This window comes from Gilliamella sp. LMG 34362 (assembly GCF_984569125.1).
Map to the genome: position 1 here is coordinate 1,736,249 of NZ_OZ474902.1, position 17,516 is coordinate 1,753,764.

The 17,516-nt window shown below is 33.0% G+C and carries 15 protein-coding genes; 4 read left to right on the plus strand and 11 right to left on the minus strand.

The window, feature by feature from the left end; translation table 11 throughout:
* The first annotated feature begins 26 nt into the window (after window positions 1-26).
* The gene (gene bcp / locus AC5LWZ_RS08035; protein WP_294893066.1) at window positions 27-500 is read left to right on the plus strand and encodes a thioredoxin-dependent thiol peroxidase; all 474 of its coding nucleotides are present in this window, start codon (window positions 27-29) and stop codon (window positions 498-500) included.
* A gap of 153 nt (window positions 501-653) precedes the next feature.
* Here bcp and AC5LWZ_RS08040 read toward each other — a convergent pair whose 3' ends face one another.
* Window positions 654-2,180: an MFS transporter gene (locus tag AC5LWZ_RS08040; protein ID WP_294893067.1), complete on the minus strand. Its 1,527-nt coding sequence runs from the start codon at window positions 2,178-2,180 to the stop codon at window positions 654-656.
* Window positions 2,181-2,660: 480 nt separating this feature from the next.
* Between AC5LWZ_RS08040 and AC5LWZ_RS08045 the strand changes: the two genes are divergently transcribed.
* A complete protein-coding gene (locus tag AC5LWZ_RS08045) occupies window positions 2,661-2,945 on the plus strand; it encodes an ArsR/SmtB family transcription factor (RefSeq protein ID WP_110447714.1) in 285 nt (94 codons plus the stop codon).
* A 281-nt stretch (window positions 2,946-3,226) separates the two neighbouring features.
* Here the strand turns inward: AC5LWZ_RS08045 and AC5LWZ_RS08050 are convergent, their stop codons facing one another.
* Both AC5LWZ_RS08050 and AC5LWZ_RS08055 read right to left on the minus strand, forming a co-directional pair.
* Entirely contained in the window at window positions 3,227-4,315 is a 1,089-nt protein-coding gene (locus AC5LWZ_RS08050; protein WP_493463438.1) for an AI-2E family transporter, read from the minus strand.
* A gap of 49 nt (window positions 4,316-4,364) precedes the next feature.
* Window positions 4,365-5,882: a helicase HerA-like C-terminal domain-containing protein gene (locus tag AC5LWZ_RS08055; protein WP_493463439.1), complete on the minus strand. Its 1,518-nt coding sequence runs from the start codon at window positions 5,880-5,882 to the stop codon at window positions 4,365-4,367.
* 108 nt (window positions 5,883-5,990) lie between these two features.
* Here AC5LWZ_RS08055 and AC5LWZ_RS08060 point away from each other — a divergent pair, with 108 nt between their 5' ends.
* Complete coding sequence (locus AC5LWZ_RS08060) at window positions 5,991-6,206, plus strand: HP1242/YdcH family protein (protein WP_493463440.1); 216 nt, start codon at window positions 5,991-5,993, stop codon at window positions 6,204-6,206.
* Window positions 6,207-6,590: 384 nt separating this feature from the next.
* On the opposite strand, the gene mgtA is transcribed toward AC5LWZ_RS08060, so the two are convergent.
* The gene (mgtA, locus tag AC5LWZ_RS08065; RefSeq protein WP_493463441.1) at window positions 6,591-9,299 is read right to left on the minus strand and encodes a magnesium-translocating P-type ATPase; all 2,709 of its coding nucleotides are present in this window, start codon (window positions 9,297-9,299) and stop codon (window positions 6,591-6,593) included.
* Between the two features lie 698 nt (window positions 9,300-9,997).
* On the opposite strand from mgtA, the gene AC5LWZ_RS08070 reads away from it, so the two are divergent.
* Window positions 9,998-10,684 (plus strand): hypothetical protein, encoded by a 687-nt coding sequence (locus AC5LWZ_RS08070; protein ID WP_493463442.1) that lies wholly within the window; start codon window positions 9,998-10,000, stop codon window positions 10,682-10,684.
* 57 nt (window positions 10,685-10,741) lie between these two features.
* Here AC5LWZ_RS08070 and AC5LWZ_RS08075 read toward each other — a convergent pair whose 3' ends face one another.
* The 7 genes from AC5LWZ_RS08075 to hutX form a co-directional block, all read right to left on the minus strand.
* Complete coding sequence (locus AC5LWZ_RS08075; RefSeq protein WP_493463443.1) at window positions 10,742-12,658, minus strand: DNA topoisomerase III; 1,917 nt, start codon at window positions 12,656-12,658, stop codon at window positions 10,742-10,744.
* A 189-nt stretch (window positions 12,659-12,847) separates the two neighbouring features.
* Window positions 12,848-13,042: a GNAT family N-acetyltransferase gene (locus AC5LWZ_RS08080; protein WP_110447707.1), complete on the minus strand. Its 195-nt coding sequence runs from the start codon at window positions 13,040-13,042 to the stop codon at window positions 12,848-12,850.
* A gap of 426 nt (window positions 13,043-13,468) precedes the next feature.
* Window positions 13,469-14,473 (minus strand): zinc transporter ZntB, encoded by a 1,005-nt coding sequence (gene zntB, locus AC5LWZ_RS08085; RefSeq protein ID WP_493463444.1) that lies wholly within the window; start codon window positions 14,471-14,473, stop codon window positions 13,469-13,471.
* 85 nt (window positions 14,474-14,558) lie between these two features.
* On the minus strand, window positions 14,559-15,290 hold the full coding sequence (locus AC5LWZ_RS08090; protein WP_232354888.1) for a heme ABC transporter ATP-binding protein: 732 nt from the start codon (window positions 15,288-15,290) through the stop codon (window positions 14,559-14,561).
* Window positions 15,291-15,348: 58 nt separating this feature from the next.
* Window positions 15,349-16,275 (minus strand): FecCD family ABC transporter permease, encoded by a 927-nt coding sequence (locus AC5LWZ_RS08095; RefSeq protein ID WP_493464194.1) that lies wholly within the window; start codon window positions 16,273-16,275, stop codon window positions 15,349-15,351.
* A gap of 83 nt (window positions 16,276-16,358) precedes the next feature.
* Window positions 16,359-16,997, minus strand: a complete 639-nt coding sequence (locus tag AC5LWZ_RS08100; protein WP_493463445.1) for an NAD(P)H-binding protein — start codon at window positions 16,995-16,997, stop codon at window positions 16,359-16,361.
* Window positions 16,998-17,014: 17 nt separating this feature from the next.
* Window positions 17,015-17,515, minus strand: coding sequence for a heme utilization cystosolic carrier protein HutX (gene hutX, locus AC5LWZ_RS08105; protein ID WP_493463446.1), 501 nt, complete (start codon window positions 17,513-17,515; stop codon window positions 17,015-17,017).
* Window position 17,516 lies beyond the last annotated feature (1 nt).

Genomic DNA, 17,516 nt, shown 5'->3' on the forward strand with positions numbered 1-17,516 from the left:
TAAACTAAAACATAGGTAATAAATTTATGGTTAATCCGATAAAAGAAGGTGAAGAAGCACCTCAATTTTCTCTACCTGACCAAGATGGTGAACTAGTAAGTTCCAATGATTTTGAAGGTCAGCGAATTTTGCTCTATTTTTACCCAAAAGCGATGACACCAGGTTGTACAGTACAAGCGTGTAATTTACGTGATAGTGCTGACGATTTTAAAAAATATAATGTAGTTGTTATTGGTATTAGTACAGATAAACCAGAAAAATTATCACGTTTTGTTGATAAAGAATTATTAAATTTTACCCTACTTTCAGATGAAGATCATAAAACTTGTGACACTTTTGGCGTTTGGGGTGAAAAAGAATTTATGGGAAAAACTTATGATGGTATTCATCGCATAAGTTTCTTGATTGGTAAAGATGGTAAGATCGAAAAAGTTTTCGATGATTTCAAAACCGCCAATCATCATACCGTGGTTTTAGATTATCTTAAAAACCATTGTTAATTTTTCAACTAAAGCCGATTATTTAATTAATCGGCTTTCTTTCGCTTTTCATATTATTTATCTTTGCAAAATTTGATCAACCATCAATAATCAGCTCATAACGACAAATCGCCATTGTCATTATCAATATTTATTCTAAAAATTATACATTATTTAATCTAAATTCTCTTTTATTTTCAAAAGCAGTAAACAAAATAAACTAATTATTACACTGATAATGGTTAATATAATTAAAGTACCATTAAAGGCTTTATGATAACTACCAATAATATCACTAAGCATAATTGACTGCATATCTGTCGGAATATTAGATAGTGGTAAGGCAAGATTCCCACTAGCCACAGAAGTTATCCAGTCATTGATTTCATCGACTGATGAACTATATTTTATTAATAGATTTGGTAATACATCATTAAGCTTAACAGATAATAATGAGCCATAAAGTGCAACAGCGATAGCTTCACTACCTAATCGGAAGGTGTTTAATAAGCCAGCAGCCATACCGGTCTGGTCAGGATTAACACAGCTTAACGCTAGACCATCAACAAGTCCTGCAGTTAGCCCCATACCTGTTCCAATCATAAATAAGGCCAAACAGATCAGATATATTAACCCATCAACACCACCACCAAAAAATAATAAAATTGCGCCCAAAATCATTAAAGCTAAACTAACAATAATAATAGATATTGCAGATATACCACATGAAACAATTTTTCCAGCAAGCAAAGGACAAAATAACACAGGGACCGTCAATGTGATCATAATTATACCAGCATAAGTGGGACTAAATTGCATCACCCCCGTTAAATAGCTTGGGTAATAGGTAAGCAAAGTAACAAAGCTAAAACTTGCAACAACAGGTACAAGAATCAACCCCATGTATTTTTTATTTTTTAATAAATTGAGATTCAAGACTGGATTGGTAATAGATTTTTCATAAATTACAAAGGTAAAGACCAAAAGAATCGTCATAGCTATTAATAGTAAGGTTTTTAAATTTACCCCACCTTGTTCAGTGCTGTTGCTAATAAGAAGCATCAACAAAAACAAAGCTATAGTGAAAATTATTGAACCAATTTTATCAAATGGAGTTTTATATTTATTTAAACTATCTTTAGTAATAGCTGGCGTCATAGATATAACTATTGTCAAGACAACAGTATGTAATATAAAAATAGCACGCCAGCTAAATATATCCAATAAAAACCCAGAAATTGTTGGTCCAAATGTAATCCCTAAACCTGCCGTGGTGCCAAAAAATGCAAAAGCTTTAGTTCTCTTCTCACCACTAAATGTTTTGATGAGTATAGCACTCCCACATGAAAATATAGCTGCACCACCAACACCTGCGAAGCCTCTAGCTATATCCAGCATTAGAGGGTTGATAGAGATAGAGGATAATAAAGAAGCAATTGTGTAAACCATGGCGCCAATTATAAAGACTCTTTTATGACCAAAATTATCAGCAAATGCTCCCCACAATAAAGTAAAACAAGCGAAAGTTAAATTAAAACTATTAACAATCCATTGTAGTGAGGTTGAGTTAGCAGAAAGATTTGCACCAATAAAAGGTAAAGCAATTGCCGTTCCTGAAATGGAGGTTGGCACTACAAATACAGCTAGTAATATGGAGGTTAAAACAATGGTTGTTTTAGAGTTTTCAATCCTTGAGTTCATATGTCAATTCTCTAGAAATATTTTATAACTGGTTAAAAATTAAATCTGAATGGGTAATCTATTAGAGAGCATCAAAAAACGATTCTTTAATACAAAAAAGCATATGCATTAGGAATGTAGACTTGCCAAAATAACATAGCAATAAATAATAATTAGGACTTTAGGTTTTGTATTCGTTAAAAATGACTATTTCCTTGATTATTACACTTTGCAATTTAAAACTTTTACCTAGTTTTATTCAACATAGTCTTTATTCCTTTACTATTTCAAGCAATATACTTAAAATTTTAATTATGTTTTAATAACCTTATATTATTATCGACAGATAATGTTCTATTTACATGATAGGTTCGATGATAATCGAACATTAATATTATTAATACGCTTTTTAGATATGTCAATTTTTTTTGATATTAGCGACTATTTTTTGACTAATAGTATAATTTTAATTAAACAAGAAAATGAAGTTATAAGAATAAAATGAATTTAATTCAAATATTTAAAGCATTAAGCGATCCTAATCGCTTATTGATCATCAAAAGCCTAATAGAAGATGAGCCGGGAGCTGAACGACATTGCACATCATTTGGATTGCAATTAACAAGGGCGACTCGCTCACATCATTTCAAAATCTTAAGAGAGGCAGGACTGATATCACAGGTAGACAGGGGAAATTGTTCTCTAGCAACTTTAAGACGCGAGGAAATTGAAAAAGAGTTTCCTGGATTATTGGAATTAATTTCGACTAACTGGCAACCTATGTAAAAGAATTAAAGTTTTCTTATAGTAATATTTAGCAATAACATTTTAAAAATTATTTTTTTTAAAAAAACTAACTTTCGCAAAACCTTTTATTTTCAAAGAGTTTATACATCTGTAAAATATTCAAAAACTGACAATACAGCTTTTTGAATAATTTAGAAAGCAAAAAACAGTATTCCTATTAAATAATTTCAATATATAAGAGGCAATAAAAAGAGATCCTCTAATTAGTCTAAATCAAAGCCAACCAAACCATTATTAATTTTTCAACTAAAGCCGATTATTTAATTAATCGGCTTTTTTTCGCTTTTAATATTATTTATCTCTTCAAGATTTGGCCATGCATTAATAATGGCTTTAACTAATGTCGCAAGCGGTATGGCAAAAAATACACCCCAAAATCCCCATAAGCCGCCAAATATAATAACAGCAACAATAATAACCAATGGATGAAGATTGAGTTTTTCAGAAAACAGATAGGGAACCAATAAATTACCATCAAGAGCTTGAATTAGAATATAGAAGAAAATTAAATAACCAAATTGTGCCGTGAAGCCCCATTGAAAGAGTGCGATTAATACCACCGGAATACTAGAGATAATAATACCAATATAAGGGATCAGTACGGAAAGGCCAACTAAAACAGCTAATAATAAGCCATAATCTAAACCAAAATACCAAAATGGGATATAAACACAGATAGTTAATATAACAATGTGTAAAACATTGCCGACTATATAGTTGGAAATTTGCATATCCATTTCAGAGGCGACTTTATTTAATATGGTACGATTCTTAGGCAATGCCTTAGAACAGTAACCCCATATTTTCGCTTTATCTTTCAATAAGAAAAACATAATAATTGGTACTAAAACTGCATTAATGGCCACTGAAACTAAGCTAAATAAAGAACTAATTGAAAACTGTAATAGTGAATTGCCTGTTTGCACAACTCTACTGGTTATACTCTGAATTATTGAATCGAATAGACCAACATCAATTAATTCAGGATAGTGTTCTGGTAAAGATGTAATAAATTTATTTGCAAAATTCAACATATTGGGAATATTAGTGATTAAGCTAACACTTTGTTGCCAAATTAGCGGTAACAAAATCATAATGCCGGTTAATCCGACAAACATAAATAGTAGCAGCACGATCACGACGGCTAATGTATGAGGAACCTTTTTGCGTTGCAAATAATTAACCGGCCTATCGAGTAGATAAGATAAAACAATCGCAATTAAGATAGGTAGTAAAATTTTGTTGAAGAAATAGATGATAAAAAATAACACAATGATAACAATCAGTAACGATACCACATGAGGATCGCTAAAGCGTTTTTTATACCATTCAATAAACAATTTTAACATCTATAACTCCTTCTTGTTGTTTTATTAGTCTATTTGTTGTTAATTAAACTTACTTTTTAAAACCACCCAATATCCCTCGAGTAATTTGCCTGCCTATTTGATTAGCGACTTGCCTAGTGGCACTTTTAGCTACGCTTTGCACGACACCATCATGTTGCCCGCCCTTAGCGCCTTTCCAACCAAAAATAAGTGATCCTAGAAAATCCATTACTCCACCATGTTGGTCGTTATTTAATTGATTCTGCTCTGAATTTATCTCTGCAGGATGTTGATTATTTTCGCTATTGATCGTGAAACCTTGTTTAAGTTTTTCATAAGCTGATTCACGATCTATAGTATTTGAATATTTAGAATAAAAGCGGGATTGATGGATTATTGCTAATTGATCTTCTAAAGTCATGGTTCCCATTTTCGATTCTGGAGCAATTACCATTCCCCTTTGTACTACATTAGGACGCCCTTTTTCATCTAAAAATGATATTAATGCCTCACCAACCCCAAGTTCCATTATCGCTTTTTCTGTATCAAAGTTTGGATTGGATCGCATGGTTTGCGCTGCTACTTTAACCGCTTTTTGATCTTTAGGTGTAAAAGCTCGTAATGCATGTTGAACGCGATTACCTAGTTGGCCAAGAATAGTTTCTGGAATATCGGTTGGACTTTGTGTAGCAAAATAAATACCAACACCTTTAGAGCGAATAAGACGAACAACTTGTTCGATTTTTTCTAATAAAGCTGGAGAAATATCATTAAATAATAAATGAGCTTCATCAAAAAAGAATACCAGTTTCGGCTTATCAAGATCGCCAACTTCTGGTAAATGCTCAAACAATTCAGATAACAACCATAATAAAAATACTGAATATAGTTTGGGCGAATTATAGAGTTTATCTGCTGATAAAATATTGATAATGCCACGACCTTGTTCATTAACTTGTAGTAAATCATTAATATCTAACATAGGTTCGCCTAAGAAGAATTCGGCACCTTGCTGTTCAAGAGATAATAATCCTCGTTGTATTGCACCTATTGATGAAGCACTAATATTGCCATATTGCGTGGTAAATTTTTTGGCATTATCACCAATAAACTGTATTAAGGTGCGTAAATCTTTAAAATCAAGCAATAACAGACCATTATCATCCGCTATTTTAAATACAAGTTGTAAAACGCCTGATTGAACATCATTCAAATTTAATAATCTAGCCAATAAAATAGGACCAATATCGGAAACCGTACTACGAACTGGGATCCCTTTTTCAGCAAATACATCCCATAACGCTAAAGGTGATGAATCAGGGCGCCAATCAGTTACGCCTATATTTGCCAATCGTGATTGTAATTTGTCAGATAGTACCCCTTTTTCTCCTAAACCAGTCAAGTCACCTTTGACATCGGCAAGAAAAATCGGTACACCAATTTGCGAAAAATTTTCTGCTATCTTTTGTAGGGTTACAGTTTTACCGGTACCTGTAGCACCAGTTATTAAACCATGGCGATTTGCCAACGATGCAAGGATGTATAAATCATTACCTTCACTTTTTGCAATAACGATCTTTTCACTCATAAACATCTCCCGTTCAAAAATTGCTATTAAAACAATCAAGAATATTGTAAGCTGAAATAGTAATAACTGCTATTGTTATTATTTTAACTCATCTTGTAAGGGGGCAGTATGTTTCCAGAATATCGTGATTTAATCTCTAAGTTAAAAAACACTGATTTACATTTTCAAAAACTGTTTGAAGAACACAATCAACTCGACCAAAAAATTAGGAATATTGAAACGGGTATTACCGTTGATACTTCTGAAACGATTGAAAGTTTGAAAAAACAGAAATTAAAATTAAAAGACCAAATTTATGAAGTTTTGAAAAAAGCAACAGCCTGATATTTCAAAACAATAATCTTGATTAATTCTACTTTAAGCTATAAAAAAACCCCAAATTATGGGGTTTATCTCAATTTATCTTTTGCCTCTAATCTACCGTTTATTGTTTATTGACTTGTTCTTGTGCTTTTTTCAATTTACGGTTTTTAATTAGTGTAATTAAATTTTTGTGTGGGGTTTTCATTTTTTACTCCTCTTGTTGTTATTGTTAAATGAATGCTCCTTAAAATATTTTAAAGATGCTGATTAAATGTATAAATATTAGTTTATTAATAATAATGTTTAATCGCTTTTTCAATGATGTCATTACTATAACATAATAGTTCGATATTTATACATTTTTTAGTTAATGATGTAAGCATAACTTACATCAAGGATATTATTTTAGAACCATTGTCCAAAGCGTTTGATGTAAATCTTTTTCATTATTTGGGCAACAACACAGTAACTCAATAATGTTGCAACCAACCATGGGAAATAGGACCATGGTAATGGTTGAAGACCAATTAAGCTGCCAATTGGTGAAAATGGAATATAAATACCCACCGCCATAATTAGCATAGTCATAACAATCACTGGGAATGCTGCTGTGCTTTGAATAAATGGAATTTTTTGTGTTCTTAGCATATGTACTACTAAGGTTTGGGATAACAATCCTTCGATAAACCAACCTGAATGGAACAGCGATTCAGCTGCTACACTATTAGCACCAAAGACAAACCACATTAATGCATAAGTTGTAATATCAAAAATGGAAGATGTTGGGCCGATCCAGATCATAAAGCGTCCAATATTTGGTGCATCCCATTTACGTGGTTTTTGTAAAAACTCTTCATCCATCTTATCCCATGGTAATGATAATTGTGAAATATCATATAACAAGTTCTGGATAAGTAAATGAATCGCCAACATTGGTAAGAATGGTAAAAATGCACTCGCAACTAATACCGAGAAAATATTACCAAAATTAGAACTTGCCGTCATATTAAGGTATTTCATGATATTACCGAAGGTTTCACGACCACATATTACCCCCTCTTCTAATACCATTAAGCTTTTTTCCAGCAAAATAATATCGGCTGATTCTTTAGCAATATCCGTTGCAGTATCCACCGAAATACCAACATCGGCATCGCGTAACGCTGGAGCATCATTAATACCATCGCCTAAAAAACCAACTGTATGACCGTTATCTTGTAATAATCGAATTATGCGAGATTTTTGTAACGGAGTTAACTTAGCAAAAATAGTACGTTGTTCAATTTCTACTTTTAGCTCTGCATCATCCATTGTTTCAATTTCAGTACCTAATAAAGGAATACCAGGCTCTAAGCCAACTTCACGACACACTTTAATAGTGATAATTTCGTTGTCACCAGTTAAAACTTTAACCGCAACACCATGTTCATTTAATGCAGAAATAGCCTCATAAGCACTCTCTTTAGGTGGATCTAAGAAAGTTAAGAAACCACGAATAGCTAATGCTTTCTCATCTTGGACATTGTATTGTGTTTTAGTTTGTTCAGCTGAAATATCTTTGACGCCAACAGCTAATACTCTAAAACCATCTTTATTATAGTTATGTGCCAGTTCAATTAATGCTTGTTTGCGATTTTCATCCAACGGTAAATATTCACCATTTTCATAAACGAAATCCGAAATAGATAGCATTTCTTCAACTGCACCTTTACAGATCATTAAGTGATTATCATCATTGCCTTGCACAACTACAGATAAACGACGACGAACAAAATCAAACGGTAATTCATCAATCTTACGATAAAGACCAACGCCGACTTTTTTAACACTGGTTTTTTCTTCAGCAAAACGGATGATTGCTTTATCCATCAAGTTTTTCATTCCGCTTTGGTAGTAACTATTAAGCCAGGCAAGTTGTAACACAGATGGATCAACTTGACCGTTAATGTCTAAGTGATGTTCTAAAATAATTTTATCTTGGGTTAAGGTACCGGTTTTATCAGTACATAAAATATCCATCGCACCAAAATTTTGTATTGCGTTTAACCTTTTAACCACCACTTTGCGTTTTGCCATTCCTACCGCACCTTTGGCTAGGTTGGCGCTAACAATCATCGGTAACATTTCAGGCGTTAAACCAACCGCCACTGCTAAGGCAAATAATACAGCTTCTCCCCAATCACCTTTAGTAAAACCATTTATCAATAATACAATCGGAACCATTACTAACATGAAGCGAATCAATAACCAACTCACGCTATTTACGCCCCGATCGAAGGAAGTTTCAGCTCTGGAGCCCACAATGGATTTTGCTAACGAACCAAAATGTGTATCTGCACCAGTTGCCACAACAATCGCTTTTGCAGTGCCACTGACTACATTGGTACCCATAAAACAGATATTATTGACATCAAGAACATTATCTTTATTAATTTCAGATGGATTCACCTCTTCTGACGTTTTTTGTGATACCGCACCTAAGGTATCGTATTTTTCAACTGGAATTGATTCACCGGTTAATACTGCTTGGCTGACAAATAGATCTCTTGATTCGATTAAACGAATATCCGCTGGAATCATATCGCCGGCAGATAACAATACAATATCACCCGGGACAATATCACTTAGAGGCACTTCGATATGTTCAGCTGGCATATTTTTATTTGGCCGACGTAGAACTGTAGCTGTGGTTCGAATCATCGATTTGAGTGCCTCGGCAGCTCTATTTGAGCGAAACTCCTGCCAAAAACGGAGTAAGCCACTTAATGTTACCATGGTTAAAATGATAATAATGCCTGTTAGATCAGTCTCTTCACCACTTTGTAGTGGTAACCAATAGTCAGTCACAAAACTAACTATAGCTAATGTCAACAAGACAAAAATAAATGGATTTTTGAATGCTAGTAACAACTGAACAAAAGCTGAAGGAACTTTTTCCCGAGCTACTTCATTTTTACCATATTGTTCCAATCTTGATTTTGCATTTTCTTGGGTTAAACCAGAAAGGCTTGATTGAAATTTAGATAAAATGTTATCTAGACTGTTTTGAGCTTCCTCAAGTGCTTTTATAGTTAAAGTATTTTCTGTCTTTACTTTAAATTTGTTTTTAATCATAGTTGGTACCTATCTATATTTTTTAGACAAAAGAAACCTATTCCTTAGTTAAACATAACAAGGCATTAATAAGTTTTAATTGACCAAAATTTAAATGCAAAGCAATAAGTAGCCAATAAAGCTAATGCTTGGCACGAAATAAAATTATTGAAAAATAAATTTAATTAAGAATTAGATACAACTAGGTGGCTCTAAATGTTTATCAGTAAGATACAATACTCGTAAAAGTACTTTATGAGCACAATGATGTTTTGAGTTTGTGTGATAGCGTGTAGAAAATTGCATATCGTTCACCGTTACCGTTTTTATCAATTTCGGCTCGTGAACTGAAAAAATTACTATTTAGACAGGTTCATTAACCGATAATGATGTGTTTGAATTTATCTCCCCGCATTTTGGGGTGACCCGATTGAGTGTCCATATTTCTCCTGTAAATTGAACTCATCACTTTGTATTTCAACTTTTCTTAACCATCATTTTTAACCACCTTATAGTTAAAAAAGTAAGAAAAGCTCAAAGGCGAGCACTTTATACGCTTTTAAATTTAAGAAGTCAACATAATATGTAAAAATAGACTTATAACTGCCTAAAAACAGCACTAATAATGCAGTTATTAAAAAATATTGTATAGAATTAATACCTGTTTTATACAATATCAGTTACAATTGCCCAATTGTCATCAACATTGGTTAATCTGAATGGATCTTACACAACTATTACAAGATAATTGGTTTAATTTATTTCTTATTTTTATACTCTCTTTTGTTGGCTTTATTTATAAAAAAAACACGCCAAAAAACTACTTTGACAATATTATTAAATATGCAGATATTTTAGAAAAAACACCACAACCAAATTATCAAAAAGATTATTTAAATAACATTAAGAAGAAACTAATTTGGGAAAAAGTCTGCTTCTATAAATCAGGTAATATTAATAAAGAGAGAATTGCTATCTCATTAGTTAATGCGGATAAACATAACATTATTGAACTATCACAATTAAATCAATTCACTCAATATTTTGCTATCGAACAAAATCGACTTACGTTACTAAAACCTTTTTTAATTAAAGAGATAATTTTAAGTGCCGCTGTTTGTCTGTTTACATTTATTATGTTAATAACCAATTTGCATACCATCTTTAAATCAACTTGGATTATTAATGTGATTATTTCTCTTTTAACAATTTTTATTATGATTTTTATAATTAGTCAATTTGCTAAAGGACCATTAAAAAGATTAAATACTTATCGCTTAATTTTGAAAGATAGTGACTTTTTAAACAGAGCAAATCAAGAATTTACGAATATACTTGCTGAAAATCAGGAACTAAATGAGTCTATCGTTTCACAAGAAGTTGCAAATGAAGAAACAACAGACTAATTAAAATTATTTGGATTTATCCATTAAAAGGATAATCAATAATTGCGATATTATCGATTATCCTTTTTTCATATTTGGGGATGCAGATTGAATTTTCAATCGTGAATGTTTTAGTTGTTCAACCAGACTCAGCAAAGATGAATTTAATTGATACATAAACTGCTGATAGCTAAACTCTTTTTTACTAATTTCTTCTAGTTGTAACTCCCAATGTGCAGTCATATCTGGCATTGAGACACTTTCGGGCAATGATAGAATTAAATTCTGACCAATTGGTGTTGAACGTATTGATTTACCTTGTCTGGTCAAAAATTGCCGTTTGAATAAAAGTTCAATTATTCCTGCACGTGTCGCTTCAGTGCCCAACCCATCTGTTTCGCGTAAGATTTTTTTTATCTCAGGGTCTTTAACAAATCTTGCTATACCCGTCATTGCTGAAAGTAGAGTTGCATCGGTAAAAGGTCGTGGAGGTTGTGTTTCTTTACTAAGTAACTCTGTATCAATACATTGTACCAATTCGCCTTTTTTAACTAATTTGGTTAATAAGCCATTATTCTCGTTGCTATCTTTATCACTCTCGGCTTGATAATTTTTACTTCTAAATAGAACTTTCCAACCTTCATCTAACATTTGATTGGCTTTAGAAGTAAACTTACCACCACCAATATCAACATCTATTTGTAATTCGGCATATTTATAAACAGGATAAAATTGTGCCAAATACTGTGTAGCTATCACTTGATATACTGCTTGCTCGTTAGAAGATAAATTATCCATTTTGGTTTTACGTAAAGTTGGAATAATGGCATGGTGTGCTTCAACTTTTTTATCATTCCATGCTTTAGAACGTAGAGTAAAATCAGCATCATTAACCGCAGTTTGCAGTTCTAAACAATTATTCTCGATGGCGGCTTTTACACCATTAATCTGTTTTAAATGCTCTTCTGGTAAAAAACGACAATCTGAACGAGGATAAGTAATTAACTTATATTTTTCATATAAAGATTGGCAGATATCAAGTACTTCTTGCGCACTTAAACCATTCCTTTTTGCCATTTCAATTTGTAGAGCCGATAAATTAAACGGCATTGGTGGCGCTAATTCTTTCTTTTTGTTACTGACTTTATCAATAATGCCCGACTGATCTTTTATTCGTTGGCAAACATTTTCAGCCAACCGTTTAACCAATACACGACCTTCTTCATCCTGATAAGGTGCACAAGCTTCACTTGGTTGCCATTTGGCTTTAAATATTTCGTTATGTTTGGTTTGCAATATAGCAAATACTTCATAGAATGGTTTAGGAACAAATTGAGTTATCTCTAAATCACGCCTAACGACTAAGCCTAAAATAGGAGTTTGTACTCGGCCAATTGATAAAACGCCTCGATAACCATTACGTTGACCAACCAGAGTACAGACTCGGCTCATATTCATGCCATACAGCCAATCAGCCCTCGCTCGAGCTAATGCCGAGGTGGACAAAGGAATAAAGTCTTGATTACTACGTAACTGTTCAAGTGACTTTTCAACAGCACTGGCATTTAAATCACTAATCAAACAACGCTGGATAGTTTTACGTTTTTCCGGTGTTAGCTGACAATAGTTTAGTACTTCATCCACCAATAACTGCCCTTCTCGATCTGGGTCACCAGCATGAACAATCTGATCTGCAGATTTAATCAAATCCACTAAAATATTGAATTGCTTTTCAGTACTACTTTTAGGCATCAATATCCATTTATCAGGTACTATAGGCAAATCATCAAGTGCCCATTTTTTATATCGTTCATCATATACTTCAGGTGTGGCTTGTTCTAGTAAATGGCCAATACACCAACTAACAATATCACCATTACTGGCTTTTATAAATCCATTCCCTTTTTGATGAGGTTTCGGCAAAACATCAGCAATAGCCCTAGCTAAGCTGGGCTTTTCGGCAATAAATAAGCGAAAAGATTGATTAGATTGCATAATAATTATTATTAATCATAAATTTTAAACGACGTACCCATTATCTGGTTTATTTAAACTATAACTTAATTTGCTAGTAAGCTTAATAGCAGCCTGATTACTTGCATTGCAATAAAATGATATATGATTTAGTAACCAAGCTAAGATCAGCTTTGCTGAACTAATTAGCACTCGCTCCTCGCCTTTCACCTATTCTATAGATTCAACGTCTATTTTCATAATCTCATTATTAGCAAAATAAGATAATATATCTGCAACTATAATTTCATTTGTTAAAATAAGAAGTCTTACGCCAGCATTAACCAATTTTGCATAGAAATTGAGATTGTTACACAACTTTTTAGTCCATTCAAGTCTAAGAATTTGCTGAAAATAATTTAGCAATTAGTTTTAGTTGATAATTTTTTCAGCAATTTTGCATGAATAAAGATTCATCTATTCATAATAATTAACAGATTTATATGAAAGCTGTAGCCAATTGTTTTTTCATCACTATAGTTATAGGTGCTTTCAATTAAATTTTCCATAATTTATTAATTGGAACAATGTTAGTATCATCCTTATTACATCTTTGTGAAATATAACTAATCAGTTAAGGTTTCGGTTTAACATCTACAAAACAAGCAACCAATATTGATTGCTACCAAATTAGCTTGTAATGCGTTATCTGTATAAGTATTGCTTAGATCTTTTTTCCTATCGGCGATTAAAAGTGTTTGTGGTACGCTTGCAAATAACAACTTTATTTTCTGTTTATTCCTAATTTCATGAATATTTGCCATTTTTTATTTATTTTAAAAGTCAGTCCCTTTACCACCATTTTTTTAACTTAAGCCATAAAACAGATACTATGCTAATCACAATTAATAGTACGATTAAGCCAACAAAAGACCACTCTTTTTCATTGAAAGGAATACCAGCCAAATTAACCCCAAGTAAACTTGTTATAAATGTAATTGGCGTAAAAATAATGGTAAATAGTGACATTAAATAGATACGCTTATTGGTCGATTCAGCCAAAATACTATTTATTTGCTCCATAACTGAACCAATCCTGATTAGGCAACTATCAATTTCAGAAACATAATGATTTTGTTGATTGGAAATATCATGAAGCCGTTGACGATCATTATCATCAATCCAAGATATTCTTTCGGTAGAAATTTTTACAAAAATATCACGCTGTGGCGAAAGTAGACGACGCAGTATGAAAAGTTGTTTGCGCACCCTACCGATTTCTTTATGGGAAAATATCCGCTGATTTAATAATAAATCTTCTAATTTTATTATTTTATTGTGAACACCATCAAAAGATAAATTCACTTGATCACATATTAATTCTGAAAGTTGTATCAGCCAATCGGCAACATCAACAGGGCCAATACCTTTTTCTAAATTTTCTTTTAATTTAATGATTGCATCTATTTTTTGATGTCTGGTTGAAATGATTAAATTATCGGTGATATAAAAACGAAAAGTAACAATAGGATCAGGTAATTCATTTGGAGTAAAGTTGACCCCTTTCAAGACCACTAAAATACCTGAATCACAACGGATCTCCTTTGGAAATTGATTAGCTTTAATCAACTCATGTTTAACAAGTTCCGGTATTAAATTTGTTTGATTAATCCAATTAATAGTTTCAGTTTTAGCAAAATCCAGATGAATCCAATATGGTTGCTTAGTAGAAGCTTTAGTTTTATCGTTTAAAGGATTTGCTTTTCCTTTACCATCCAATTGGCAACTAAAAACAGGTTGTGCTGCAAGTAGATCTGAAACCAGAATAGAGTTATCACTATTTTCGTTAGTCATCATCAGCCCCATTTATTAAGTTTGCTTAATTATATACTGATTTTGCGTTAAAATGCAGCGAATGATTAGTAATCGATATTTTTTACTATTAAGGATTCAAATAGATTTGCGGTATTGATGATTGGCTAGGATGAACCAAAATACCTAAATCGACCCCATACCAACGTTGAATATTCTCCACTGTCAGTACTTGTGATGGGGCTCCTTGTTCAACAATTTTACCTTTATTAAGCAAAATTATTTTATCCGCATATAAGGCTGCTAGATTAAGGTCATGTAAAACACAACAAACGGCTAATTTTTGTTTAACTGCTAATTGCTTTAATAATCGTAATGTATGTTGTTGATGATAGAGATCGAGAGCTGATGTAGGTTCATCTAAAAACAATAATTTTTCACTAGGTTCCGGTTGCCATAATTGTGCTAAAACTCTGGCCAATTGTACCCTTTGTTGTTCTCCGCCAGATAATCCTCGGTAATCACGTTCAGCAAATTGCAAACAATCCGTTTGTGACATAACTTCATCAATTGCTTCATTAAAATGGACTTTACCATAAGGTGCTCGCCCCATAGCAATAACTTCTTTTACCTTGAATGGAAAAGTAAGTTGGCTTTGTTGCAGCATCACTGTTCTTGTTTTAGCCAATTGTTTTTGAGGCCATTGGGACAAGGGACGGTCAAGTAAATAGCATTCACCAGAAGATGGTTTTTGATAACCAGTTAATAGGCGTAACAAGGTTGATTTACCAGCACCATTAGGGCCAATAATAATAACAATTTCACCAGATTTTATCGATAAAGAAACATCGTCAATTATCATGCGGCTGCTATAAGCAAATGTCAGATTTTTAGCAATTAACACTATAAAGTTCCACCAATTATTTATGTCTTAAAATAAGCCAAAGAAAATATGGACCACCAATAAGGCTCGTTAAGAGACCAACAGGAATTTCTGTCGGGGCAACTAACGTCCTAGCTAAGGTATCTGCTAACAGAAGTAAACAGGCTCCACCTAATGCAGATCCCGGAATTAACCATTTATGATTTGCTCCAATTTGCAAACGAATCATATGCGGAACAACTAGACCAACAAAAGCAATGATGCCACTTACCGCAACTGATGTACCAATTAACACAGCACAAAGAAGTAAAAGATAGCGTTTAGTGCGTTCAACATTAATGCCTAAATAATGGGCATCTTCATCACCTAATTGTAATATGTTAAGCTGGTGAGCTAGCTTAATTAAGCATAATAATGCTGGAAAAATTAACGATAGCGACACAATCACCAGATCCCATGAACCTTTACCTAAATGGCCCATTGACCATAAAGAAATTTGTCTTAGTTGAGATTCATCGCTGATATAACTCAAGCCGCCCATTACAGCCCCAATGATGGCATTAATAGCAACACCGAGTAAAATCATTTTAGCTAGATTACATTGTTCATTAAGGCTATAAAGATAAATAAGTGCACAAATAAATAAGCTACCAGCAAATGCTGCAACCATTTTGCCGTAAAGCATCATAATTGGCGGGAAAACAGCAGGAAATAAAATTGTCACACCAACCATTAAACTTGCTCCACTACTAATACCTAACAAACCAGGATCAGCTAAAGGATTTCTAAATAACCCTTGCATCACAGCTCCTGCGCTTGCTAATGCCATACCAACAATTATCGCTAAAATAATTCTTGGAAGGCGAATATTGCACCAGATATTCCATAAAGGATCATCAAATGACAAATTCATTAGTTGTGTAAATGATAATTTTAATGCTCCTGTGTTTGCAGAATAGATCATTAAAATTAATAGCAAAATAAATAATCCCAATAATAATATTGCTTGGCTAGATTTGCGCACCAATTAACCTCATATATTTAATACTAATAATTTACTGTTAGATTTGGGTCGACAACACTATATATACAGTTATCAAATTGTTGATTAGCAATTTTATCAATGATTATTCTGGCTAATTCTTTTCGATATACAAAGCCATGAACTTCTTGAGCGGTATAGCACTGACCTTTACCGGTTATCTCGCCATCACGCAAACCACCAGGTCTTAAAATCACATAATTTAATAAACTTGTTTGTAACCAAACTTCAGCTAGTGATTTTTCCCGGACAGCATAACCAAAAGCTTGTTTAGCACGTAGGGATAGTGTTGTCCATGAGTCGCCACAACCAAGTGAAGTGACTAAAAGCATCTGTTTAACACCAGCTTGTTCAGCACAATTGATAATAATACGTTGAGCAATATAATTCCCCGTTTCACCACCTAGCGTTGAAATAATAATAGCTTCAGGCCCTGCTTGCTGACAGATCTTTTTAACTAGTTCTTTATCGGTTGCATCACCAACATGAGTTTCAATACCTTGTTCCGCTAATTGTTTAGCAAATACAGCATCTCGAACTAATACAATACAACGCCACTGAGGATGGCATTGTTTTACTAATTGAGATACTTGATAGCCAGTACCCAGATGTGCGCTTACACCAAAAATAATTAATGTTTTCATTTGTATAATTCTTAAAATTAATTGATTTTTTCGGCTAATGCTCGGAATTTTTCAAGTTGATCTGCTTTTAATTGGTGTTTTTCATCACGACCGACAAAAATTTTAAACATTGATTGACCTAAATGATTAAGGAAAATTATCGATGCTGTCGACATTTTCATAAATTTTCGTTCGATAAACGCAATATGTAGACAATGTTCCGCTTTGATATGACCACTTAAGCCTTTTTGATGACGTAAATTAAAATATTTTTGACTATGCGTTCCAGGGGGCAGTTCTCCAGAAATCTCGGCAATAATATCCCCAGTATGAATTAAAAATAATACGTCACCCCAAGTTGTTACCTCCTGCCAAATCATATCAAAATTGCTACCATCAACAATTTTAACATCAGGTATTGCTTGGATTACTTGTGTAAGTGTCACTTTATAATCTTGCGCGATTTTTTCTAATAATTCTTCTGGATTTGATTGCATATAAGTTGCAAGATTATTTAAAACAGTTGGTTTATCTGCCATA

Excerpts from the sequence above, each read along its gene's own strand:
- bcp (WP_294893066.1), top strand. The coding sequence starts at position 27 with ATGGTTAATCCGATAAAAGAAGGTGAAGAAGCACCTCAATTTTCTCTA.
- AC5LWZ_RS08040 (WP_294893067.1), bottom strand. The coding sequence starts at position 2,180 with ATGAACTCAAGGATTGAAAACTCTAAAACAACCATTGTTTTAACCTCC.
- AC5LWZ_RS08045 (WP_110447714.1), top strand. The coding sequence starts at position 2,661 with ATGAATTTAATTCAAATATTTAAAGCATTAAGCGATCCTAATCGCTTA.
- AC5LWZ_RS08050 (WP_493463438.1), bottom strand. The coding sequence starts at position 4,315 with ATGTTAAAATTGTTTATTGAATGGTATAAAAAACGCTTTAGCGATCCT.
- AC5LWZ_RS08055 (WP_493463439.1), bottom strand. The coding sequence starts at position 5,882 with ATGAGTGAAAAGATCGTTATTGCAAAAAGTGAAGGTAATGATTTATAC.
- AC5LWZ_RS08060 (WP_493463440.1), top strand. The coding sequence starts at position 5,991 with ATGTTTCCAGAATATCGTGATTTAATCTCTAAGTTAAAAAACACTGAT.
- mgtA (WP_493463441.1), bottom strand. The coding sequence starts at position 9,299 with ATGATTAAAAACAAATTTAAAGTAAAGACAGAAAATACTTTAACTATA.
- AC5LWZ_RS08070 (WP_493463442.1), top strand. The coding sequence starts at position 9,998 with ATGGATCTTACACAACTATTACAAGATAATTGGTTTAATTTATTTCTT.
- AC5LWZ_RS08075 (WP_493463443.1), bottom strand. The coding sequence starts at position 12,658 with ATGCAATCTAATCAATCTTTTCGCTTATTTATTGCCGAAAAGCCCAGC.
- zntB (WP_493463444.1), bottom strand. The coding sequence starts at position 14,473 with ATGATGACTAACGAAAATAGTGATAACTCTATTCTGGTTTCAGATCTA.
- AC5LWZ_RS08090 (WP_232354888.1), bottom strand. The coding sequence starts at position 15,290 with ATGATAATTGACGATGTTTCTTTATCGATAAAATCTGGTGAAATTGTT.
- AC5LWZ_RS08095 (WP_493464194.1), bottom strand. The coding sequence starts at position 16,275 with ATGATCTATTCTGCAAACACAGGAGCATTAAAATTATCATTTACACAA.
- AC5LWZ_RS08100 (WP_493463445.1), bottom strand. The coding sequence starts at position 16,997 with ATGAAAACATTAATTATTTTTGGTGTAAGCGCACATCTGGGTACTGGC.
- hutX (WP_493463446.1), bottom strand. The coding sequence starts at position 17,515 with ATGGCAGATAAACCAACTGTTTTAAATAATCTTGCAACTTATATGCAA.